At 70.8% G+C, this 23,852-nt stretch carries 16 protein-coding genes and 1 pseudogene; all 17 read left to right on the plus strand.

Annotated elements, in window-relative coordinates; genetic code table 11:
• The first annotated feature begins 12 nt into the window (after positions 1-12).
• The 17 genes and pseudogenes from GDI_RS15090 (at position 13) to ligA (ending at position 23,728) form a co-directional block, all read left to right on the plus strand.
• A complete protein-coding gene (locus tag GDI_RS15090; protein WP_012227591.1) occupies positions 13-2,061 on the plus strand; it encodes a peptidoglycan D,D-transpeptidase FtsI family protein in 2,049 nt (682 codons plus the stop codon).
• Positions 2,058-3,521: a UDP-N-acetylmuramoyl-L-alanyl-D-glutamate--2,6-diaminopimelate ligase gene (locus GDI_RS15095; protein WP_012227595.1), complete on the plus strand. Its 1,464-nt coding sequence runs from the start codon at positions 2,058-2,060 to the stop codon at positions 3,519-3,521. Before GDI_RS15090 ends, GDI_RS15095 begins: the two co-directional genes overlap by 4 nt.
• Positions 3,518-4,927: a UDP-N-acetylmuramoyl-tripeptide--D-alanyl-D-alanine ligase gene (locus GDI_RS15100; protein WP_012227596.1), complete on the plus strand. Its 1,410-nt coding sequence runs from the start codon at positions 3,518-3,520 to the stop codon at positions 4,925-4,927. The genes GDI_RS15095 and GDI_RS15100 overlap by 4 nt, the downstream gene beginning before the upstream one ends.
• A complete protein-coding gene (mraY, locus tag GDI_RS15105) occupies positions 4,927-6,018 on the plus strand; it encodes a phospho-N-acetylmuramoyl-pentapeptide-transferase (protein WP_012227597.1) in 1,092 nt (363 codons plus the stop codon). Before GDI_RS15100 ends, mraY begins: the two co-directional genes overlap by 1 nt.
• Positions 6,015-7,412: a UDP-N-acetylmuramoyl-L-alanine--D-glutamate ligase gene (gene murD, locus GDI_RS15110; protein WP_012227599.1), complete on the plus strand. Its 1,398-nt coding sequence runs from the start codon at positions 6,015-6,017 to the stop codon at positions 7,410-7,412. Before mraY ends, murD begins: the two co-directional genes overlap by 4 nt.
• Positions 7,412-8,575, plus strand: coding sequence for an FtsW/RodA/SpoVE family cell cycle protein (locus GDI_RS15115; protein WP_012227600.1), 1,164 nt, complete (start codon positions 7,412-7,414; stop codon positions 8,573-8,575). Before murD ends, GDI_RS15115 begins: the two co-directional genes overlap by 1 nt.
• A complete protein-coding gene (murG, locus tag GDI_RS15120; RefSeq protein WP_012227601.1) occupies positions 8,572-9,753 on the plus strand; it encodes an undecaprenyldiphospho-muramoylpentapeptide beta-N-acetylglucosaminyltransferase in 1,182 nt (393 codons plus the stop codon). The genes GDI_RS15115 and murG overlap by 4 nt, the downstream gene beginning before the upstream one ends.
• Complete coding sequence (gene murC, locus GDI_RS15125; protein WP_012227602.1) at positions 9,750-11,192, plus strand: UDP-N-acetylmuramate--L-alanine ligase; 1,443 nt, start codon at positions 9,750-9,752, stop codon at positions 11,190-11,192. The genes murG and murC overlap by 4 nt, the downstream gene beginning before the upstream one ends.
• Positions 11,189-12,182 (plus strand): annotated as a pseudogene (murB, locus tag GDI_RS19315) (UDP-N-acetylmuramate dehydrogenase). The gene murC and the pseudogene murB overlap by 4 nt, the downstream one beginning before the upstream one ends.
• The gene (locus GDI_RS15130) at positions 12,179-13,126 is read left to right on the plus strand and encodes a D-alanine--D-alanine ligase (RefSeq protein ID WP_012554796.1); all 948 of its coding nucleotides are present in this window, start codon (positions 12,179-12,181) and stop codon (positions 13,124-13,126) included. Before murB ends, GDI_RS15130 begins: the two are co-directional and overlap by 4 nt.
• Positions 13,127-14,272 (plus strand): cell division protein FtsQ/DivIB, encoded by a 1,146-nt coding sequence (locus GDI_RS15135; RefSeq protein WP_012227606.1) that lies wholly within the window; start codon positions 13,127-13,129, stop codon positions 14,270-14,272.
• Complete coding sequence (gene ftsA, locus GDI_RS15140; protein WP_012554794.1) at positions 14,269-15,663, plus strand: cell division protein FtsA; 1,395 nt, start codon at positions 14,269-14,271, stop codon at positions 15,661-15,663. The genes GDI_RS15135 and ftsA overlap by 4 nt, the downstream gene beginning before the upstream one ends.
• 80 nt (positions 15,664-15,743) lie before the next feature.
• The gene (gene ftsZ, locus GDI_RS15145; RefSeq protein WP_012227608.1) at positions 15,744-17,183 is read left to right on the plus strand and encodes a cell division protein FtsZ; all 1,440 of its coding nucleotides are present in this window, start codon (positions 15,744-15,746) and stop codon (positions 17,181-17,183) included.
• Between the two features lie 197 nt (positions 17,184-17,380).
• Positions 17,381-18,406: a UDP-3-O-acyl-N-acetylglucosamine deacetylase gene (gene lpxC / locus GDI_RS15150; RefSeq protein WP_012227610.1), complete on the plus strand. Its 1,026-nt coding sequence runs from the start codon at positions 17,381-17,383 to the stop codon at positions 18,404-18,406.
• A gap of 255 nt (positions 18,407-18,661) precedes the next feature.
• Entirely contained in the window at positions 18,662-19,621 is a 960-nt protein-coding gene (locus GDI_RS15155; protein WP_012227611.1) for an outer membrane protein assembly factor BamD, read from the plus strand.
• Positions 19,622-19,878: 257 nt separating this feature from the next.
• Complete coding sequence (gene recN, locus GDI_RS15160) at positions 19,879-21,594, plus strand: DNA repair protein RecN (protein WP_012227612.1); 1,716 nt, start codon at positions 19,879-19,881, stop codon at positions 21,592-21,594.
• 7 nt (positions 21,595-21,601) lie between these two features.
• A complete protein-coding gene (gene ligA / locus GDI_RS15165) occupies positions 21,602-23,728 on the plus strand; it encodes an NAD-dependent DNA ligase LigA (RefSeq protein WP_050935063.1) in 2,127 nt (708 codons plus the stop codon).
• Positions 23,729-23,852 lie beyond the last annotated feature (124 nt).

A 23,852-nucleotide genomic window follows, 5' to 3' on the forward strand; every position in this document is an offset into this window, starting at 1 on the left:
AGCGCAGGTACCATGACCAACGGCCCGACCGACACACCAGACAGCATGCGGAGCGGGCCCTCCCGCCCCCAGCGGATGGATGTACGGATCACGGGCGACGACCTGCGCAGCCGGACGGCGCGCGAACGCACCCAGTCCCGCCTGCTGGGCGTCTCGGTCGGGTTCTGCGCCCTGTTCGGCGCGGTGGCGCTGAAACTGGCCGCCGCCACCGTCATCATGCCGATGGAACCGGAACGCCGGCAGGTCGCCCCCCAGGTGCCCACGATCCCCAAGAGCGATCCCAAGGGCATGATGGCCGGCGATTTCGCCCTGCCGCAGGTCCATCGCGCCTCGATCACCGACCGCAACGGGCAGGTGCTGGCGATTTCGCTGCCCGTCGCGCAGGTCTATGCCAATCCGCAGGAAATGATCGACCCGCAGGACGCCGCGCAGAAGCTGAAGAGCGTGCTGCCCGCGCTGGATACGGACGAGACGATCCGCCGCCTGTCCACGAAGAAGCAGTTCGTCTATCTGGCGCGCGATATCTCGCCGATGCAGGAAGTCGCGATCAACAACCTGGGCATTCCGGGCATCTATTTCGAACCGGGCGAGCGGCGCCATTACCCGCTGGGCCGCGTCGCCGCCCACATCATGGGCGCGGTCGACATCGACGATCACGGCGTGGCCGGCGTCGAACGCTTCCTGGACAAGCGGCTGGATTCCGACCGCACGCCCCTGCGCCTGTCGCTGGACGTGCGCATCCAGGCGGTGGTGCGCGACGAACTGGCGGCGGCCAAGGACATGTTCCAGGCCATCGGCGCGTGCGCCATCGTGATGGACGTCAATACCGGCGAGATCATCGCCATGGTCAGCCTGCCCGATTACGATGCCAACGATTTCGGCCGCGCGGACCCCGATGCCCGCTTCAACCGCGCCGTGACGGGCATGTACGAACCGGGCTCGACCTTCAAGCTGCAGACGGCCGCCATGGCGCTGCAAATGGGTGTGGCGCATATCTGGGACCGGTTTTCCACCATTCCGATCCATATCGGCCGCTTTACCATTTCGGACATGAAGACGGACCATTTCGCCCCCTGGCTGTCGCTGCCCGGGGTCATGGCGTTCTCCTCCAACCCCGCCGCCGCCCATATCGCGCTGGATGTCGGTGCCCAGCGCCAGCAGGACTGGCTGCGGAAGATGGGCTTCTTCTCCCCGGCGCCGATCGAACTGCCGGAAGCCGGACGTCCCATCGTGCCCCAGACGCGCAACTGGGGGATTTCCACTGTCATGACGGTGGGCTTCGGCCATGGCGTCGCCGAACCGCCGCTGGCCATCGTCCGGGGCACCGCCGCCACCGTGAATGGCGGGCTGCTTCTGCACCCCACCCTGCTGGCCCGCGACGATGCCGGCACCGACGCGCCCGCCGCCCCGTCGTCCGACCCGTCGCCCACCGAACCCGGAGCGCCCGCCGCCGCCGGCACGCGCGTCATCTCGCCCGAAATCTCGGCACTGCTGCGCCGCATCCTGCGCCTGGACGTGACACAGGGGACCGGAAAATCGGCGGAATCACCGGGCTATTTCGTCGGCGGCAAGACAGGCACCGCCGAGAAGATCGGGCCGCATGGCGGCTATCTGAAACATGTCAACGTCGCGGCCTTCACCAGCATCTTTCCGATGAACGCACCGCGCTACGCCGTCTACGTCATGCTCGACAGTCCCAAGGCGACGCCGCAGACCCATGGCTGGACCACGGCGGCGTGGAACGCCGCCCCCACGGTGTCCAAGATCGTGACCCGCATCGGCCCGATGCTGGGGCTGTTCCCCAACACCGCCAACGCCCAGGCCATCGACGAGGCGCTGGCCATCCCGATGGAGCCGGCGGTGCCGCGCGGCTATCGCGCGCTGGGCCCGGGCAACGACCCCGGCGATCCCCGCAACGCACCGAAGCCGCCGAAGACGCCGAAGAAGGGCGAGCGGCATGGCGACATGCCGGTGGCCGACCTGTCCACGCAGCCGCGCCTGCACGCCGCCCGGGCAGAACGGGCCGCGCGGTCCTCCGACCCGATGGAATCCCGCGGATGACCCACCCCCTGTCCCAGGTGCTGGCGGCGGCCGGCCTGTCCGCCCCGCCCGGCGCCGACCCGGCGATTACCGGCGTGACCGCCGACAGCCGGCGGGTGACGCCGGGCATGCTGTTCGTCGCCATTCCCGGCACGCGCGCCGACGGCAGCGCCTTCATCCCCGCCGCGATCGCCGCCGGCGCCGCCGCGATCGTCGCACCGCGCGGGACCCCCGCGCCCGGCGTCCCGGTCATCGGGGTGGACGAACCGCGCCGGGCGCTGGCCCTGCTGGCGGCGTTCCTCGCCGGGGCGCAGCCGGACCATGTCGTCGCCGTCACCGGCACCAACGGCAAGACCAGCACCGTCGATTTCCTGCGCCAGATATGGGGCCATCAGCACCGCCGCGCCGCCAGCATCGGCACGCTGGGGGTGATCGCGGACATCGACCTTCCCGATTGCGGGCCGGTCCTGACCACGCCGGACAGCGTGGGCCTGGCCACCCTGCTGGCCGCCATGGCGCGCGGCGGCGTCACCGACGTGGCCATCGAGGCATCGTCCCACGGGCTGGACCAGCACCGGCTGGACGGGCTGCGCCTGTCGGCGGCCGGCTTTACCAACCTGACCCGAGACCATCTGGACTATCACGGCACGCTGGACGCCTACCGCGCGGCCAAGCTGCGCCTGTTCGACACGCTGCTGCCGCCGGACGGGCTGATGGCGGCGAATGCGGACATGGACACCGCGACGCTGGACGCGCTACGCGATATTGCCGCGCGGCGGGGACTGGACCTGCGCCTGGTCGGCGAAGCGGGAGATGCGATCCGCCTGCTGGGCAGCACCCCGCTGCCCGAGGGCCAGCATCTGCGGATCGCGTCGGGCGGGGTTGCGCGCGACATCGTCCTGGCACTGCCCGGCCGCTTCCAGGCCGACAATGCGCTGCTGGCGGCGGCGCTGGCCGCGCCGGGCGCCGACGGGCTGGCCCGGGCGATCGACCTGCTGCCTGCGCTGCGCGGCGTGCGCGGACGGATGGAGCGCGCGGCGCTGCTGCCCAACGGGGCGGCGGCCTATGTCGATTACGCCCATACCCCGGACGCGCTGGCCCGCCTGCTGGACGCGCTGCGCCCGCACGCCTCGGGCCGGCTGATCGCCGTGTTCGGCGCCGGCGGCGACCGCGATCGCGGCAAGCGCCCGCTGATGGGGCAGGAAGCGACCCGCCGCGCCGACATCGCCATCGTCACCGACGACAACCCCCGCACCGAGGACCCCGCCTTCATCCGGGGCGAGGTCCTGGCCGGCGCGCCGGGCGCGATCGAAATCGGCGATCGCGCGCGGGCGATCGCCGAGGGCCTGTCGATGCTGCGGGCCGGCGACGTGCTGGTGGTGGCCGGCAAGGGCCACGAACAGGGCCAGACCATCGGCACCGCGACGCTGCCCTTCGATGACGCATCGGTCATTCGCGACCTGGCCGGGGTGCGGGCATGACGGTTCTGTGGACCCGCGCGGCACTGCAGGACGCGACCGGCGGCACGTTCACGGGGCAGGCGCCGGTTGCAGTCACCGGGGTGTCGATCGACACCCGCACGCTGGCCCCGGGCGACCTGTTCATCGCGCTGGCGGGCGAAAACAGCGATGGCCATGCCCACGTCCGCGCGGCCCTGGACCAGGGCGCCGCCGCCGCCATGATCCATGACCCGACTGTCCTGGGCACCGATTCCGACGATCCGCGCCTGCTGCGCGTGCCCGACACGATGGCGGCGCTGAACGCGCTGGGGCGCTATGCCCGCACCCGCTTCACCGGCCGGATGGTCGCCGTCACCGGCAGCGTGGGCAAGACCACGACCAAGGAGATGCTGCGCCTGGCGCTGGGCGCGATCGGGCCGACCCATTGCGCCGCCGCGTCCTACAACAACCATTGGGGCGTACCGCTGACGCTGGCCCGCCTGCCGATGGATGCCGCCTTCTGCGTCTGCGAGGTGGGCATGAACCACCCCGGAGAAATCGCGCCGCTGGCGGTGATGGTCCGGCCGCTTGTCGCCCTCGTCACCACCATCGCCGGCGCCCATCTGGGCCATATGGGCAGCCTGGAGGCCATCGCGAGGGAAAAATCCGACCTGATCGCGACCCTGCCGCCCGCCGGCATCGCCATTGTCCCCGATGACGCCACGGGCCAGCCGATCTTCGCCGAACAGGCGGCGCGGGCACGGGCCACATTGTGGCGGGCCGGCGAACGGACCGACAGCACGGTGGCCGTGTCGGACGTGGCGCTGGATGCCGAGGGCAGCAGCTTCACCGTCACCATCGACGGACGGTCCGTCCCCGTACGCCTGAACGCCCCGGGCCGCCACCTGGTCCGCAACGCCGCCACGGCGCTGGCGGCGGTGGCCGCCCTGGGCGCCGACATCGCGACCGCCGCCACGGCGCTGGCGGATTTCCGGCCCGGCGCCGGGCGCGGCGCGCTGAAGCCGATCCTGGGCGGCCGCGCCGCCCTGCTGGATGAAAGCTACAACGCCTCGGTCCTGTCCGTCCGCTCGTCCCTGGCGGTGCTGGGGCTGCTGCCCGCGACACGGCGCATGGCCGTGCTGGGCGATATCCGCGAACTCGGCGCCTTCGCGCGCGCCGAACATGAATCCCTCCTGTCCGCCGTGCTGGCGCATGCGGACCTCGTCTTCTGCTCCGGCCCCGATATGAAATATCTGTTCGACCTGCTTCCCCCCTCCCGACGCGGCGCATGGGCGCCGGACGCCGCCAGCCTGGCGCCGCTGGTGCGCGATGCCGTGGCCCAGGACGACGTGATCCTGGTCAAGGGCAGCTTCGGCAGCCGCATGCGCGATGTCGTCTCGGTGCTGACCGCGCCCGCGACGGCACCCTCCAAGGCGGGTGCGGCCTGATGCTCTACGACCTGATCCAGCATCACGGGTCGGCACACGTCACCGTCCTGAACCTGTTCCGCTACATCACCTTCCGCGCCGGGGCGGCGTGCCTCACGGCGCTGGCGATCTCGCTGCTGCTGGGCAACCCGCTGATCGCGCAACTGCGCCGCATCCAGCGCGAGGGTCAGCCGATCCGCGCCCTGGGCCCGGAACGCCACATCCTGGAAAAGGCCGGCACTCCCACCATGGGCGGCGTGCTGATCCTGGCGGCCCTGTTCGGTTCAACGCTGCTGTGGGCGGACCTGACCGACGGGTATGTCTGGGCCGTGCTGCTGACCACGCTGAGCTTCGGCGCGGTGGGGTTCGCCGACGATTACCTGAAGCTGTCGCGGCGCAACACCGCCGGCGTGTCCAAGCGCATGCGCCTGGGCTGCGAATTCGCGGCGTCGCTGGTCGGCGGCTACTGGATGCAGAGCCTGATGCCGGCGGACCTGGCCAATCACCTGGCCTTTCCGTTCCTCAAGGAATGGCTGCTGCCGCTGGGCTTCGCCTTCCCGCTGTTTGCCATGATCACGATCACCGGCTTCGGCAACGCCGTCAATTTCACCGACGGGCTGGACGGGCTGGCGATCGTGCCGGTCATCATCGCGGCGCTGGTCTTCGGGCTGATCTCGTATCTGGTCGGCAACCACGTCTTCGCCGACTACCTGCAACTGCACGCGGTGCCGGGCACGGGCGAGCTGTGCGTATTCTGTTCGGCCCTGGTCGGCGCGGGGCTGGGCTTCCTGTGGTTCAACGCCCCGCCGGCGGCGGTGTTCATGGGCGATACCGGGTCGCTGTCGCTGGGCGGCGCGCTGGGCGCGATCGCCGTCGCGGTGAAGCATGAACTGGTGCTGTGCATCGTCGGCGGCCTGTTCGTGGTCGAAACCCTGTCCGTGATCATCCAGGTCTTCTGGTTCCGCCGCACCGGGCGGCGGGTGTTCCTGATGGCGCCGCTGCACCATCATTTCGAAAAGAAAGGCTGGCAGGAGCCCAAGATCGTCATCCGCTTCTGGATCGTGTCCATCGTCCTGGGACTGTGTGGCCTGGCCACGCTGAAGCTGCGATGAGCGGCCCGGGCCTGTTCCCCCCCGGCCTGTTGGCCGGCAGCCGCTACGCGGTGCTGGGGCTGGGGCGCAACGGCGCCCCCGCCGTCCGCGCGCTGGCCGCGATGGGGGCGGACGTGCAGGCCTGGGATGACGGCGACGCCGCTCGTGCGGCGGTCGCGGACGTGCCGGGCGTCGCCATCGCGCCGTTCGACACGCTGGCGGGGTTCGACGCGCTGGTGCTCTCGCCCGGCATTCCGCACATCCTGCCCCACCCGCATCCTGTCGCCCGGATGGCGCACGCGGCGGGCGTTCCCATCCTGTCGGATGCCAACCTGCTGTTCCAGGCGGTGCGCCGGTCCGGGTCGCGCGCGCGCTTCGCCGGCATCACCGGAACCAACGGCAAATCGACCACCACCACCCTGCTGGCCCACATGCTCCACACCGCCGGCCTGCCGGTCGCGGCGGGCGGGAACCTGGGCCCGGCGGCGCTGGCGCTGCCGCTGCTGCCCGACACGGGCGTCTATGTGCTGGAAATGTCGTCCTACATGCTGGAACGGCTGCGGGACCTGCGCTTCGACGCCGCGTGCCTGCTGAACCTGACGCCCGACCACCTGGACCGCCATGGCGACATGGCAGGCTATCGACGGGCCAAGCAGCACGTCTTCGACCGCCAGGGACCGGGCGACCTGGCCGTGCTGGGCCAGTACGACGCCCCGGACGACGCGGCGCTGGCCCGCGACCTGGCGGCGCGCGGCATCCGGGTCGTCACCATATCCGGCACCCGTGCCGACGCCGGCCTGACCGGCGCCGGGGGTGTGCTGCGCGACGCGGACGGGCCGATCGCCACCCTGGCCGATGCCCCATCCCTGCCCGGCGCGCACAATGCCGAAAACGCGGCGGCGGCGGCGGCGATGGCCCTGGCGCTGGGCGTGCCGCGCGCCACGATCGCCGGCGCGCTGCGGACCTTCCCGGGCCTGGCCCACCGGCAGAAGCCGGTCGGCACCGTCGACGGCGTGCGCTTCATCGACGACAGCAAGGCGACGAACGCCGATGCCGCATCGCGGGCGCTGGGCTGCTACGACCGGCTGGTGTGGATCGCGGGCGGTGTGGCCAAGGCCGGCGGAATCGCGGACCTGGCGCCGTTCTTCCCGCGCGTGGCCCATGCTTTCCTGATCGGGCAGGACGCGCCGGCGCTGGCCGAAACCCTGGCCGCGCACGGCGTTGCCTTCACGCTGTCGGGCACGATGGACGCGGCGGTGCCCGCCGCCCTCGCCCTGGCGCGGCGGGACGGCGTGCCGGTGGTGCTGCTGTCCCCCGCCTGCGCCAGCTTTGATCAGTACGCCAGCTTCGAACATCGCGGCCGGCACTTCGCGGACCTGGTCCGCCTGCTGGCGCCCACATTGGGGACGGACTGATGGCCGGGATCTCACGCGTCGATGCATCCTACCTTGCGCGCTGGTGGCGCAATGTCGACCGGGTGACGCTGTCCTGCGTCGGCGTACTGATCGGCTTCGGCTATGTGCTGATGCTGGCGGCCAGCCCCGCCGTCGCCACGCGCATCGGCGCATCGCGCGACATGTTCATCCTGAAGCAGGTAATCTTCCTGTCGCTGGCGGGGCTGATCGTCACGGGCGCCTCGCTGCTCTCGCCCCGGGGGGTGAAGCGACTGGCGGCGGTGGGGTTCGTGCTGGCCATGGGCGCCACCGCGCTGACGCTGGTCCATGGCGTGGAAATCAAGGGCGCGCGGCGCTGGATCGCGCTGCCGCTGATGTCGGTCCAGCCGTCGGAATTCCTCAAGCCCTGCTTCGCGGTCGTGACGGCGTGGCTGCTGACCGAACGGCGGGCGCGGCGCCTGTTCCCGGGCATGCCGATCGCGCTGGGCCTGTTCGCGGTCATCCTCGTGCTGCTGAAATCGCAGCCGGATATCGGCATGCTCAGCGTGATCACCACCGTCTTCATGACGCAACTGTTCATCGACGGGCTGAACATCTTCTTCGTCGGCGCCGGGGTCGGCTGCATGATCGCGGCCTTCCTGGGCGCCTATGTGGCGTTCCCGCACGTGCGCTCGCGCGTGGAACGCTTCCTGCACCCCAATGTCGGCGACCATTACCAGATCGACACCGCCCTGCGCGCCTTCGGCAATGGCGGGCTGATGGGCCGTGGTCCCGGCGAGGGACGGGTCAAGGACCTGCTGCCCGACGCCCACGCCGATTTCGTCTTCGCCGTCGCGGGCGAGGAATTCGGCATGCTGGTCTGCCTGTTCATCATCGGCGTGTTCTGCGTGATCGTGGTGCGGACCTTGCTGAAGCTGCTGCGCGAGGACGACCCGTTCATCGTCGTCGCCAGCACGGGGCTGATCACCGGCTTCGGCCTGCAGGCCTTCGTCAACATGGGGTCCACCCTGCATTTGATCCCGACCAAGGGCATGACGCTGCCGTTCATTTCCTATGGCGGGTCGTCGGCGATGTCGGTGGCGCTGACCATCGGCATGGTCCTGGCCCTGACGCGCCACCGGGTGGGCGAAAGCCGCATCCCGCGCGGCCACGCCGCCTTCCGGTCGCGGAGGGCCGCGGCATGAGCACGAACCAGGACACCACCACGACCCTGAACCGCCCCATCGTCATCGCCGCCGGGGGCACCGGCGGCCATTTCATCCCCGCCGAGGCGCTGGCCCGCGTGCTGGCCGCGCGGGGGCACGCCATCGCGCTGATGACCGACCGCCGGGCCGGTACGCGCCTGCATGGCGTCTTCGCGGATGGCGCGCAATTCGTCCTGCCGGGCGCGGGCATCGCCGGGCATGGCCTGTCGCACCGCGCCCGCGCCGCCCTGGCGCTGGCGCGCGGCACGGCGCAGGCGCGCACCATCCTGCGCCGGCTGGATGCCGTGGCGGTGGTGGGGTTCGGCGGCTATCCCTCCGTCCCGCCGCTGCTGGGGGCCCGGTCGCTGGGTCACAAGCGCCCGCTGATCTTCATCCATGAAGGTGCCGTGCTGGGGCAGGCCAATGCGATGCTGGCGCGCTTCGCCGACGGCATCGCCACCTCGTTCGCCCAGGTCGCCCGCCTGCCGGCGGGGGCGCGGACGGTGCTGACCGGCATGCCGGTGCGCGACGAGATCGCGGCGCTGTACGGCACCGCCTACCAGCCGCCCGTGGACACCATCCGCCTGCTGGTCTGGGGCGGGTCGCTGGGCGCGCGCGTGTTCAGCGACGTGGTGCCCGACGCCATCGCCCGCCTGCCCGAAAGCCTGCGCGCGCGCCTGCACGTGACCCAGCAGGCGCGGGCCGAAGATGTCGAACGCGTCCGCCAGGCCTATGCCACGCTTGGGATTGCCGCCGAGATCTCGCCCTTCTTCTCGAACGTCGCGGAACTGCTGGGGGGTGCCCATCTGGTGATCGGCCGCGCGGGCGGGTCGTCGGTGGCGGAACTGACCGATGCCGGCCGGCCCGCGATCCTAGTGCCGCTGCCGATCGCGGCCAGCGACGAACAGGGGGCCAACGCCGCCGCCCTGGTCGAATCCGGTGCCGCCTGGATGATCCGCCAGCCCGATTTCACACCCCCTGCCCTGGCCGGATTGCTGGACTCCCTGCTATCCGACCCGGCACGCCTGACCGGGGCTGCGCGCGCCGCCCAGGGCCTGGCCCGACCCGACGCCGCAAGCCTGTTCGCCGACCTGATCACCGATACGATCGAAGGACGCTTGCGTCCGCCCCCCCGCCCCGCCTATCCGACAGCCGCGAAGACGGAGACCCACGCATGAGAGCCCTGCCCCTATCCATCGGCACCATCCACTTCGTCGGGATCGGCGGCATCGGCATGTCCGGCATTGCCGAGGTGCTGCACATGCTGGGCTATGCCGTGCAGGGTTCGGACATCGCCGAGAACGCGAACGTGCAGCGCCTGCGCGCCGCCGGCATCACGGTGGCGATCGGCCATGACGCCGCCAACCTGGGCGCGGCGCAGGTCGTGGTGACATCGACCGCCGTCCGCCGCGACAATCCGGAAGTGGTGGCCGCCCGCGCGCGGCTGATCCCCGTCGTCCGGCGGGCCGAGATGCTGGCCGAGCTGATGCGCCTGCGCTGGGCCGTCGCGGTCGGCGGCACGCACGGCAAGACCACGACCACCAGCCTGATCGCGGCGGTGCTGGAAGCGGCGCGCCTGGACCCTACGGTCATCAATGGCGGCATCATCGAGGCCTACGGCACCAACACCCGCATGGGATCGGGCGACTGGATGGTGGTCGAGGCCGACGAATCCGACGGATCGTTCCTGCGCCTGCCCTCGGTCATCACCGTCGTGACCAACATGGACCCCGAGCATCTGGACCATTGGGGCACCGCCGAGGCGATGCAGGCGGCGTACGACCAGTTCGTCTCCAACATTCCGTTCTACGGCTTCGCGGTGCTGTGCATCGACCATCCGGCGGTGCAGCAGATGATCCCGCGCCTGTCGGACCACCGGATCGTGACCTATGGCTTTTCGCCCCAGGCCGACATCCGGGCCGAGAAGGTCATCACCGACAAGCTGGGCGCGACGTTCGAGGTCGTGGTGACCAACCGCAACCGCAACCGCACGCGCCGCGCCGGTCCGTTCCGCCTGCCGATGCTGGGCCACCACAACGTGCAGAACGCGCTGGCCGCGATCGCCGTCGGGGTCGAGATGGATATCGACGACGCCACCCTGCGCTCGGCCTTCGCGGGATTCCGTGGGGTCAAGCGCCGCTTCACCCGCACCGGCGAGACCGGCGGCATCACCGTGATCGACGATTACGGCCACCACCCGGTGGAAATCGCCGCCGTGCTGAAGGCCGCGCGCCAGGCCGGCGCGCGCGACGTCATCGCCGTGGTCCAGCCGCACCGCTATTCCCGGCTGCAGACGCTGTTCGGCGAATTCTGCACCTGCATGAACGATGCCGGCACCGTCATCGTGGCCGACGTCTATGCCGCGGGCGAGGCCCCGATCCCGGGTGTGGACCGCGACGCGCTGGTCGAGGGCCTGCGCGAGCGCGGCCACCGTTCGGTGGTGCCGCTGCCCGACCCGGAACACCTGGCGGAAATGGTCCACGCCATCGCCCGCCCCGGCGACTTCGTCGTCTGCCTGGGGGCCGGCAGCATCACCAACTGGGCGCAGGCCCTGCCCGGCCAACTGGCGGCGTTGCAGAACCCGGCCGCGGCGCGAAAGGGCGAATGCGCGGCATGACCACGCCCCCCGCCCCTTCGGATGCATCCTGGACCGCCGAGGTACGCGCAATGCTGGCCGGCCTGCGCGGACGGCTGACCCAGGGTGCGCCGCTGGGCCCGCGCACCTGGTTCCGCGTCGGCGGCCCGGCGGAAATCCTGCTGCAGCCGGCCGATACGCAGGACCTGGCGGACGCGCTGCACCGCCTGCCGCCGGACGTGCCGGTCACGGTGCTGGGCGCGTGCTCGAACGTGATCATCCGCGACGGCGGGATCGACGGGGTGGTGATCCGGCTGGGCGGCGGCTTTGCCGACATCGTGGCGGAACCGGACGGGCTGGTGGTCGGCGCGGCCTGCCTGGACATGGTCGTGGCCGAACGCGCGGCCGAGGCGGGGCTGAAGGGGCTGGAATTCCTGGCCGGCATTCCCGGTTCGATCGGCGGCGCGGTCGCCATGAACGCGGGCGCCCACGGGTCCGACGTCGCGACGGTGCTGGACTGGGCCGACATCATCACCCGCGACGGCAACAGCGTGCGCCTGTCCGGGCCGGCGCTGGGGTTCGGCTATCGCCGGTCGGCGCTGCCGGCTGGCGCGGTGGTGGTGCGCGCGCGCCTGCGCGCCGCGCCCGCGGCCCCCGCCGACATCCGCCAGGCCATCGCGGCCATCCGCCAGTCGCGCGAGGAGTCGCAGCCCACGCGGGCCCGCACCGGCGGATCGACCTTCCGCAACCCCGACCCGTCGGTGACGGACCGCAAGGCGTGGGAACTGATCGACAGCGCCGGCTGCCGGGGCCTGACCATGGACGGCGCACAGGTCAGCACGAAGCACTGCAATTTCATCCTGAACACCGGCGACGCCACCGCCGCCGCCCCTGGAACGCCTGGGCGAGAGCGTGCGCAAGCGGGTGCGCGTCCATACCGGCGTCACGCTGGAGTGGGAAATCAAGCGGATCGGCCGTCCCGCCACCCCATCCCCGACCGAGACAGCCATTGGGGCAGGAGAACCGTCATGACCCGTCCGCGCACCATCACGGTGCTGACCGGCGGCCTGTCCGCCGAGCGCACCGTCAGCCTGTCCAGCGGCGCCGGCATCAGCGCCGCCCTGCGCGAGGAAGGATTCGACGTCCGCGTGCTGGATGCCGGGCCGGACCTCGGCGCCATCGTCGCGGACCTGACGGCGCACCGGCCCGACGTGGTGTTCAACGCCCTGCACGGCCGCTTCGGCGAGGACGGGTCAATCCAGGGCGTGCTGGACTGGATGAACATCCCCTACACCCATTCCGGCGTCCGCGCGTCGGCCATGGCGATGGACAAGGCGGCGGCCCGCTCGGCCTTCCGCGCCGCGGGCCTGCCGGTGGCGCAGGGCGGGGTCATCGCCATCGCCGACTTTCCCGCCGCCGACCCGCTGCCCGCCCCCTATGTCATCAAGCCGCTGAACGAAGGATCGTCGGTGGGTGTCGAGATCGTACGGCCGGGCACCAACCGCCGCGCCGCGATCGCCGACGCATGGACCTACGGCCCCCTGGCGCTGGTCGAGGAATTCATCCCCGGGCGCGAACTGACGGTGGGGGTAATGGGCGACCGCGCCCTGACCGTGACCGACATCACCCCCAATCCCGATGCCGGGCATGAATTCTACGACTACGCCGCCAAGTACCAGAATGGCGGATCGCGGCACATCCTGCCCGCGCGTATCCACCCGGACGCGTTCGCCCAGGCGCTGGACCTGGCGGTGGCCGCCCACCGCGCGCTGGGCTGCGCCGGCGCGTCGCGCACCGATTTCCGTTACGACGACACGCAGTGCGGCGACGGGCCGGGGCGACTGGTGATCCTGGAGGTCAATACCCAGCCCGGCATGACCCCGACCTCGCTGCTGCCCGAACAGGCGGGGGCCTGCGGCATCCCCTATGGCGCGCTGTGCCGGTGGATGGTCGAACACGCGGCGTGCCGGACCTAGATGCGACGGACGCGGGACAATCGAAGCGACCGGCCGTCACGGCTGTCGATCTTCATGCGGCGGCAACGCCGCATGGCGCGGCCGGTCGCGCTTGCCCTCGTCTTCCTGATTGTAATCGCCGGGGGCGCGGCCGTGCTGCGCGACATGCGGTCCGAGGAACGGTTCGCGCCGATCCGCGCCCGCCTGGTCAGCCTGCTGCCGCTGCGCGTGACCGACATCCAGGTCAGCGGCCGCACGCTGACCGACGAGGCCGCGCTGCGCGATGCCCTGGGCGTGCGCATCGGCGACCCGGTGCTGGGCTTTTCGGTCGAAGCCGCCCGCCAGCGGATCGACGCGCTGCCCTTCGTGGACCATTCGGTGGTCGAACGCCACCTGCCGGGCACCATCGTGGTGCGCCTGACCGAACGCCGTCCCTTCGCGGTCTGGCAGAACCAGGGCCGCTTCATGCTGATCGACCGCGCCGGCAACCCGGTCCAGGACCAGGGCCCCGGACAGGCGGGCCTGAGCGGCAAGGACGCCCAGGCCTTCCTGCAACTGCCCCTGGTGGTTGGGCCGGACGCCAACCTTGCCGCCGCCCCGCTGATGGACATGCTGGCCGGCCAGCCGGTGGTGCTGGCCCACATGGCCGCCGCCGTGCGCGTGGGCCAGCGGCGGTGGAACCTGCTGCTGCATGACGGCACAACCGTCCTGCTGCCCGAGGGCGAGGAAATTCCGGCACTGAAGCGGCTGGCCGAACTGCAGGACAGCATGAAGCTGCTGGACCGCCCCGTGATCAGCATCGACCTGCGCCTGCCCGACCGGCTGGTGGTCCAGCAACCGCCGCCGGCCGCCGACCCCGTCGCGCCGAACGGGGCGGCACAGGATGGCAAGGCGCCGAACGCAGGCCCGCCGGGCGCCGACGCCGGCACGCCACCCGCCCCGCACCCGGCCGCGCACCGGCCGAACCCGGCCGGCCCGGCGACCAGCCATGGCGAGTCCCGGCCGGCGGCGTCCGCCATGTCCGCGCCCCTGGCCGCCCCCGTGCCGGCGCCGGCACCTGCACCGGTCCGGCCCCGCACGTCGCTTCCGGCGTCCGCACCGCTTCCGCCCCCCGTCCCCAACCTGCCGCCGATGGGCGGCGAGCCCGCCCAACGGAACCGCGCATGAACGACCTGGTCGTGACCCCACAGGACGAAGACGCGCCCCCCGACCGGCCGGCCCGCCGCCGCCGCGCCCGGCGGCGCGCCACGCCCGCCGCCCCGTCCGTGACCGGCGGACGCGTCATCGCGCTGCCGCCGCCCGACGCGCCCGCGCCGCCGCGCGCCTGGCGGCCCGGAACGTTCGGCGTGCTGGATATCGGCTCGACCAAGATCATGTGCCTGATCGGGCGGGGCGAACCCGACGGCACGCTGCGGGTGCTGGGCCATGGCTGGCGCCGGTCGCATGGCGTGAAATCCGGCGGCATCGTGAACCTGCACGAGGCCGAGGCCGCGATCCGCGCCGCCGTGGGCCAGGCCGAGGACGCGGCCGAACGCCGGCTGGACACGGTCTATGTCAACCTGTCCTGCGGCCACCCCGAAAGCCGCCTGTTCAACGTCCGCTGGCCCGTGGGCGGGCGCGAGATCACGGATTCCGACGTCCGCCGCGTGGTGACCGAGGGCCGGATGCGCGCGATGTCCGAGGGCCGGTCGACCATCCACACGCTGCCGCTGGATTTCGCGGTGGACGAAACGGCGGGCGTGGCCGATCCGCGCGGGCATCTGTGCGACCAGCTGACGTCGCGCCTGCATGTCATCGATGCCTCGACCACCGCGCTGCGCAACCTGGAAACCGTGCTGACGCGCGCGGAACTGAAGATCAGCGAACTGGTCTCGGCCCCGCTGGCGTCGGGCCTGTCGGTGCTGGACGAAAACGAGCGCGAACTGGGCGTCACCGTGGTGGACATGGGCGGCGGCACGACCTCGATCGCCGTGTTCGGCGAGGGCCAGCTTCTGCACACCGCCTGCCTGCCGGTGGGCGGCATGCATGTCACGCGCGACATCGCCCACGTGCTGTCCACGCCGATCGACAGCGCCGAATGGCTGAAGACCATGTACGGCTCGGCGGAACTGTCGGCCGACGACGACATGGACCTGCTGCCCGTGCAGCTGATCGGCGACGATCACCATCAATTCGTCAATATTTCCCGCTCCAAGGTGGTCTCGATCATCCGGCCACGAATCGAGGAAACGCTGGAAATGGTGCGTGACAGGCTGGAATCGGCCGGGGTGGGCCGCGCCGCCGACGGGCGGGTCGTGCTGACGGGCGGGGCATCGCTGCTGGATGGCGTGGGCAACATGGCCGCGCGCATCCTCAACCGCCAGGTCCGGCTGGGCCGCCCCACGGGCATTCGCGGCCTGCCGGACGACGCGGCGGCCTGGCCGTCCTTCGCCACGTCCGCCGGATTGCTGGCGTGGGCGGCCGGGGGCAGCGGCGCGCTGGGCGATCTGGATCTTTCCGAGCCCAGACCGGCCGGATTCCTCCGTCGCCTCGTGGAATTCATACGCGACAGGGTGTAATGAAATGATTCAGAATAACCCCTGAAAACCCATACGCGAATCGGTACGCATATCATTACGACTCGTCCCGGGAGACGCCCATGACCCTCAACCTCAGCATTCCGCAGCAGCTTCATTCCGACTTCACGCCGCGGATCACCGTGATCGGCGTGGGCGGGGGCGGCACGAACGCGGTCGACAACATGATCCAGTCCCAGTTGCAGGGCGTGGAATTCGTCGTCGCGAATACCGACGCGCAACAATTGTCGCACAGCAAGGCCGACCGCCGCGTCCAGCTTGGCCCGCACCTGACGCAGGGCCTGGGCGCGGGCGCCAAGCCCGAGATCGGGCGCGCGGCGGCCGAGGAAGCGGCCGATGAGCTGGCCCGCCACATGGACGGCGCGCACATGGTGTTCATCACCGCCGGCATGGGCGGCGGCACGGGCACGGGGGCGGCGCCGGTGATCGCGCGCATGGCGCGCGAACGCGGCATCCTGACCGTGGGCGTCGTCACCAAGCCGTTTACCTTCGAGGGCGCGCGCCGGTCGAAATCCGCCGATGCCGGCATCGCGGAACTGCAGCAGTACGTCGATACGCTGATCGTCATCCCCAACCAGAACCTGTTCCGCCTGGCCACCGAGCGGACGAGCTGGAAGGACGCGTTCAAGATGGCCGACAACGTCCTGTACATGGGCGTACGCGGCGTGACCGACCTGATGATGGCGCCGGGCCTGGTCAACCTGGATTTCGCCGACATCCGCACCGTCATGGCCGAAATGGGCAAGGCGATGATGGGCACCGGCGAGGCCGATGGCGACAACCGCGCCATTTCCGCGGCCGAGGACGCGATTTCCAACCCGCTGCTGGAAGACACGTCGATGGCCGGCGCGCGCGGCCTGCTGATCAACATCACCGGCGGCGAGGACATGACGCTGTACGAAGTCGATCAGGCCGCCAACCGCATCCGCGAGGAAGTGGCCGACGACGCGAACATCATCTTCGGCTCGGCGATCGACGAATCGCTGAACGGGCGCATCCGGGTGTCGGTCGTCGCCACCGGCATCGACACCCCGCCGGTCCGCGTTGCCGAACCGGTGCAGGCCGAAGCCGCCCCCCAACCGGACGCGGCAACGGACCGCGCCTCGGTGCAGGAAGCCGTGGCGCCCGATCCGGCAGCGGCCCATGCCGGGGGGCAGCCCGCCCCGCGCCACCCCACCCCGAACTTCATGAACACCGGGCCCGTGCCCGCGCCGTCGCCCCATTCCACGCCGCAGCACGTGGCGCCGGGCGCCCGGCCCTCGCCCCGCTCGCCGCTGTTCTCGGAACCGCCGCGCCCGCAGGACGCATCGCCGGCCGGCCAGCGGGGCAACAGCCTGTTCAACATCGTCACCGGCGTGCTGCGCCGCGGGGCCGCCCCCGCGCCGGCCCCCCAGCGTGCCGAGCCCGTGCTGCCGGAACAGGAGCCCACCGCCACCGTCCGCCAGGCCACGGCCGACGAGGTCGGTCTGGACATCCCGGCCTTCCTGCGCCGCCAGTCCTGACAGCAGCAGCCGGCGCCGGTCCTGATGGCGATCCGCCACGATGCCCCAGGCATCGTGGCTTTTTTTCATTTTGTTTCAGGTTCTTAACCCGTAACAGTCGGCAACAAACATTGACTCGCCTGTCCACCACCCCGACGCTACAAATTAGGCTGTCGTTCTTTTAGCGACTGAATAAAGAACAACGCGAGGGACACGCGATGGACGGTATGCTGGCAATTCCGGGGCATGATACTGTGTCCTCTGTCGGTGTATCTTCTGGCAGCGCCCCCTCGGGTGCCACCTCGTCCGGCAGCCCCGCCCCCGCGCGCGCGGCGGTACGCACGGCGCGGCAGCATACGCTGGGCAATTCCATTTCCTCCATCGGCGTCGGGCTGCATACCGGGCGGCGCATTCGCCTGACGCTGCATCCGGCGGCGGAAAATACCGGCATCGTCTTCCGGCGCACCGACCTGGACGACCGCACCATTCCGGCCCGGTTCGACCATGTCGTCGATACGCGGCTGAGCACCGTCATCGGCGATGCCACGGACCCCGCGCTGCGCATCGCCACCATCGAACATCTGATGTCCGCCCTGTCGGGAAGCGGCGTCGACAATGTGCTGATCGATGTCGACGGGCCGGAAATCCCGGTCTTCGACGGCTCGGCGGCCGATTTCATCTTCCTGCTGGATTGCGCGGGCCTGGCGGAACAGGCCGCCCCGCGCACCGCGATCGACGTCCTGCGCCCCGTTCGCGTGACCGAGGGTGACGCCTTCGCCGAACTGCGCCCGGGCCGCGAGGGCGGGTTGTCGCTGACCCTGTCCATCGACTTCCCCGCCGCCGCGATCGGCGAGCAGACGTTTGCGACCCGTCTGGACCGTCAGGGCTACCGTGCCGAAATCGCCAATTGTCGGACCTTCACCCTGCGCCAGGAAATCGAAGCCCTGCACCGGGCGGGCCTGGCGCGCGGCGGCTCGCTGGACAATGCGATCGTGGTGGACGGCGCCAGCGTTCTGAACCCGTCCGGCCTGCGCCGGCCCGACGAATTCGTCCGTCACAAGATGATCGACGCGGTGGGTGACCTGTACCTGGCCGGCGGCGCGATCAACGGCCTGTTCACCGGCCACAAATCCGGCCACGCGCTGAACAACCGGCTGCTGCGCGCGCTGTTCGCCGACCGTGCGGCCTGGCGCATGCACACCCGCGCGCAGCGTGCCCAGGCCGCACTGCGTGCGGCGGCCTAGAGTCGGCCTGTAAACGCGCGCTGGTGGCGACCCGACGCGCATCCGCTGTGCTTCGATGCTCACGGCCGACACGGCCGCTTCGCTGCTCGCAGACACACGCCGGGCGTGCCGCTGCGCGGCACTCTCGCTCACCAGACCACGTTTCCAGGCCGGCTCTACCGGGCCGTATCACCCCGGATTGCATTGAAAACGACGCCATGGCCTTCACCACGGCCCGCCGCATGATATAAGGCAGACCGAACTGGAAGAGCCGGCATGTCCCTGCGCAGAATTCGATATCATTTCGCTGACCGTTCGAACGGCCTCCGTGCCGCCCGATTCGCATCACTGGCCCTGATCCTGGCGGTGGCGGCCTGCGGCGGCGACAAGAAGGCGATCAACGACATGGAATCCCATGTCCCGCCTGTCGAAACGCTCTACAATAACGGCATCGACGCCCTGCGCGACCAGCGCTATGCCCTGGCCGCCGCGGAATTCGAGGTCCTGCAGCAGAATTATCCCTATTCCGGCTATGTCGCGAACGCACAGCTCATGGAAGGCTACGCGAACTACCTGCAGGACAAATACGCCGACGCGGTGCAGCAGTTGGACCGCTTCCTGGAACTGCACCCGACCAGCGCCGACGCGGCCTATGCCTTCTACCTGCGGGCCCTGTGCTATTACGAGCAGGTGGCCGAGGTGCAGCGCGACCAGCAGGGCACGGTCGAGGCCATGAACGCGCTGGAAGAGGTGATCACCCGCTTCCCGCAATCGCCCTATGCCCGCGATGCGCAATTGAAGGTCGATCTGTGCCGCGACCATCTGGCCGGCAAGGAAATGCTGGTCGGCCGGTTCTACGAGGAACAGCGGAATTACGAAGGCGCGGTCAACCGCTACCAGCGCGTGGTGCAGGATTTCCAGACCACCAACCACGTGCCCGAGGCGCTGGAGCGTCTGGTCGAGGTGTATCTGGATCTGGGCCTGACGGACCAGGCGCGCCGCACGGCCTCGGTGCTGTCCTATAACTATCCGGGCAGCAAATGGTACCGCTTCAGCTACAACATGCTGCGCAGCAAGAACCTGCTGGACCCCCACGCCCCGCTGCCCGGCTCGGTCCCCGACACCACGCCGGCCACGCCCGTTGACGACACGCACGCGAAAAATGCCCCGCCGCCGCCCGGCGCCACGCCGGCCAGACGCGGCTTCTTCTCGCGCATGTGGCACTCGGTCTTCTAAGCGCCTGTCCGGAAGCATAGGCCGGTGAACAAGAACGGAACTCAGGAAACGCGCCTCGGATTGCCGCCGGCGCGCGTTTACGGTGTTCCAGGCGTCCGCCCGGAAACGTGGGCTGACGAGCGAGAGCGGAACGCAGTGGAGCGCCCGGCGTGCGTTTCCGAGCACCGGAGCGGAGCGGCCTTGTGGGCCGTGAGCACCGGAGCACAGGAAAGGCGCCTCGGATCGCCGCCAGCGCGCGTTTACGGGCGGACGACGTTGTGCTGACTCATCTCTCGATCCGCGACGTGGTCCTGATCGAACGGCTGGACCTGCCGTTTTCGCCCGGCCTGACGGTGCTGACGGGGGAAACCGGGGCGGGCAAATCCATCCTGCTGGACAGTTTGGGCCTGACATTGGGCGAGCGCGCCAGCGCGGGGCTGGTCCGCGCCGGGGCCGAGCAGGCCAGCGTCACCGCCTGCTTCGAACTCGCCCCCGGCCATCCGCTGCCCGGCCTGCTGGCCGAACAGGGTATCCTGATCGACGACCCGCGCGACCCGCTGGTGCTGCGCCGGATCGTGACGGTGGATGGACGGTCCCGCGCCTATATCAACGACCAGCCGGCCGGCGTGACCCTGCTGCGCCGCGCGGCGTCGCTGCTGGTCGAAATCCAGGGGCAGCACGAACAGATGGGGCTGGCGGACCAGTCCACGCATCTGGACCTGCTGGATGCCTTCGGCGTGCCGGCCGACCTGCGGGCCGATACCGCCGCCGCCTATCGCGCATGGATGGAGGCCACGGCCGAACTGGCCGCCGCCCAGGCCGCGATGGAAAACGCGGCGCGCGAGGAAGACTGGCTGCGCCAGTCGGTCGAGGATCTGTCCAGCCTGGCCCCGCAGGAGGACGAGGAAACGCATCTGGCCGGCCTGCGCCAGTCGCTGCAACAGGGCGAACGGCGTGGCGAGGCCATTGCGGCTGGCGCTGGCCGAACTGTCGCCTGCGCGACCGCCGCGCCACCTGGCCCCGCCGCCGCCCTGCGCGGCGCCAGCCGGACCCTGCAGCGCCTGCTGCCCGCCGCCGGCGAGGACGATGCGGCGGCCGGCGGCGCCGACCGGCTGGCCCATGACGCGCTGGCGGCCCTGGAACGCGCCGAGGAAGCCCTGGGCGAGGCCGAAACCCTGCTCTCGCGCCTGGCCGCCGACGCGGAATCCGACCCCCACCTGCTGGAACAGACCGAGGAACGGCTGTTCGCCCTGCGCGCCGCCGCGCGCAAGCATGGCGTGTCGGTGCCCGAACTGCCGGGCCTGCTGGCGGCCTTCGCCGACCGGCTGGCGGCGCTGGATTCCGGCAACGCCCGGATCGGCGCCCTGCAGGAGGCGGTCCGCACCCGGCGCGCACGCTTCGAGGACACGGCGGGCCGGCTGTCCGCCGCGCGTGAGACGACGGCGCGGCGCCTGGAACAGGCAGTGACCGCCGAACTGCGCCCGCTGCGGCTGGAACGCGCCCGCTTCTTCGTCTCGCTGCCCCCGTTGCCGCCCGAAGCGTGGACCGCGCGCGGGCGCGAACAGGCGGCGTTCCAGATCGCCGCCAATCCCGGCCAGCCCCCCGGCCCGCTGGCCAAGGTCGCATCGGGCGGCGAGCTGTCGCGCCTGATGCTGGCGCTGAAGGTCGTGCTGGCCGGCCGGTCCGCCGTACCGACCCTGGTGTTCGACGAGGTCGATTCGGGCGTGGGGGGCGCCACCGCCTCGGCCATCGGGGACCGGCTGGCCCGCGTCGGGCATGACGTGCAGGTGCTGGTCGTCACCCACAGCCCGCAGGTCGCGGCCCGGGGCGACGCGCACCTGCGCATCAGCAAATCGGTGACCAAGGGCCGAACCGAAACCCGGGCCGAGCCGTTGTCGGCGGCACAGCGGCGCGAGGAAATTGCCCGGATGCTGGCCGGCGACACGATCACCGAGGCCGCGCGGGCGGCGGCGGACAGTCTTCTGCAAGGTTAATATCGCCATGTCCCGCGCACACGATCCCGCCCCCGATCTCGCCAGGCTGGACCCGTCCGAACTGACCGAACCCCAGGCCATGGTGGAACTGGAGCGTCTGGCCCAGCAGATCCGCGCCCTGGACCGCGCCTATTACGAGGACGACGCCCCCACCGTCACCGACGCCGAATATGACGCGCTACGCCAGCGCAACCTGGCGATCGAGGCCCGCTTCCCCGACCTGCGCCGCGCGGACAGCCCTTCGCTGCACGTCAGCGGCGCGCCCTCCGCCGCGTTCGGCCGGCATCGCCACCTGGTGCCGATGCTCTCGCTGGACAACGTGTTCGGCCGCGAGGATTTCGAATCCTTCGTGACCCGCGCCGCCCGCTTCCTCGGCCTGAACGACGATCAGGCCCGCGCCCTGCGCTTCGTCGCGGAACCCAAGATCGACGGCCTGTCGATCAGCCTGACCTACGAGCACGGCCGCTTCGTGCGCGGCACCACGCGCGGCGACGGGACGGAGGGCGAGGACGTCACCGCCAACCTGCGCACGCTGCGCGACGTGCCGCTGCGGCTGAAGGGCCCGGCCCCCGCGCTGATCGAAATCAGGGGCGAGGTCTTCCTGTCCAAGCCCGCCTTCCTGTCGATCAACGCCGCCCAGGCCGAAGCCGGACAGAAACCCTTCGCCAATCCGCGCAATGCGGCGGCGGGGTCGCTGCGCCAGCTCGATCCCAACATCACCGCCCGCCGGCCGCTGTCGCTGTTCGCCTATGCCCAGGGGTTTTCGTCGGACCGGGTGGCCGACACCCACTGGGATTATCTGGAGCGGCTGCGGCAGTGGGGATTCACGGTCAATCCACTGTCCTGCGTCGTCGAAAGCGCCGAGGCGGCGGAAGCGTTCATGGATCGCATCGCCCGCGAACGCTCGGGGCTGGAATACGATATCGACGGCGTGGTCTATAAGGTCGACGACCTGGCCCTGCAGGACCGGCTGGGCTTCGTCGGCCGGGCGCCGCGCTGGGCGATCGCGTGGAAGTTCCCCGCCGAACAGGCCATCACCCGCCTGACCCGGATCGACATCCAGGTCGGCCGCACGGGCGCGCTGACCCCGGTGGCGATCCTGGAACCGGTCAATGTCGGCGGCGTCATCGTCACCCGTGCGACGTTGCACAACGAGGACGAGATCGCCCGCAAGGACGTCCGCGTCGGCGACCTGGTCCAGATCCAGCGCGCGGGCGACGTCATTCCGCAGATCCTGGGCGTGGTGCCGCCCGGCGCGGATGCCCCGCCGCGCGGCGAGGCATTCATCTTCCCCCACACCTGCCCGATCTGCGGCGCCCGCGCCGAGCGGCCGCCGGGCGAGGTGGTGTGGCGCTGTACCGGCGGCCTGACCTGCCCGGCGCAGGTCGTCGAACGGCTGATCCATTTCGTCTCGCGCGACGCGTTCGACATCGACGGGCTGGGCGAACGCACGATCACCGAATTCCATGCCGACGGGCTGCTGAAGACCCCGGCCGACATCTTCCGCCTGCCGGACCACGAGGCCGACATCGCGACGCGCGAGGGCTGGGGCACGGTCTCGGCCCGCAACCTGACCGCGTCGGTCCGCGCTCGCCAGACCATCCCGCTGGCGCGCTTCATCTACGCGCTGGGCATCCGCCGCATCGGCACCAGCAATGCACGCCTGCTGGCCCGGCATTACGGATCGTACACGCATTGGCGCGAACAGATGCTGCGCGCCACCACCATCGGGTCCGACGAACGGCTGGCGCTGGGCTCGATCACCGGGATCGGCGGCGCCATCGCGGACGAACTGGCCGCCTTCTTCATGGAGGCGCACAATCTGGAAACCCTGGACGACCTGACGGCGATGCTGACGGCGATCGAGGACGAGGACCTGCCGGCCCAGGGCCATCTGTCGGGCAAGACCGTCGTCTTCACCGGCACACTGACGACCATGACCCGGCCCGAGGCCAAGGCCATCGCCGAACGGCTGGGCGCCCGCGTCACCGACAGCGTCTCGAAGAAGACCGATCTGGTGGTGCTGGGCGCCGATGCGGGCTCCAAGGCCCGCAAGGCCGCCGAACTGGGAATCGACACGCTGGATGAGGAAGGCTGGCGCGAACTGGCCGGTATCGGCCCTGTCGGTCCGTAAACGCGCTCTGGTGGCGATCCGACGCGCGTCCGCTGCGCTCCGGTGCTCACGGCCATCAAGGCCGCTCCGCTCCGGTGCTCGCAGACACACGCCGGACGTGCCGCTTCGCGGCACTCTCACCCAC

The sequence above is a fragment of the Gluconacetobacter diazotrophicus PA1 5 genome (assembly GCF_000067045.1).
Lineage (GTDB): Bacteria > Pseudomonadota > Alphaproteobacteria > Acetobacterales > Acetobacteraceae > Gluconacetobacter > Gluconacetobacter diazotrophicus.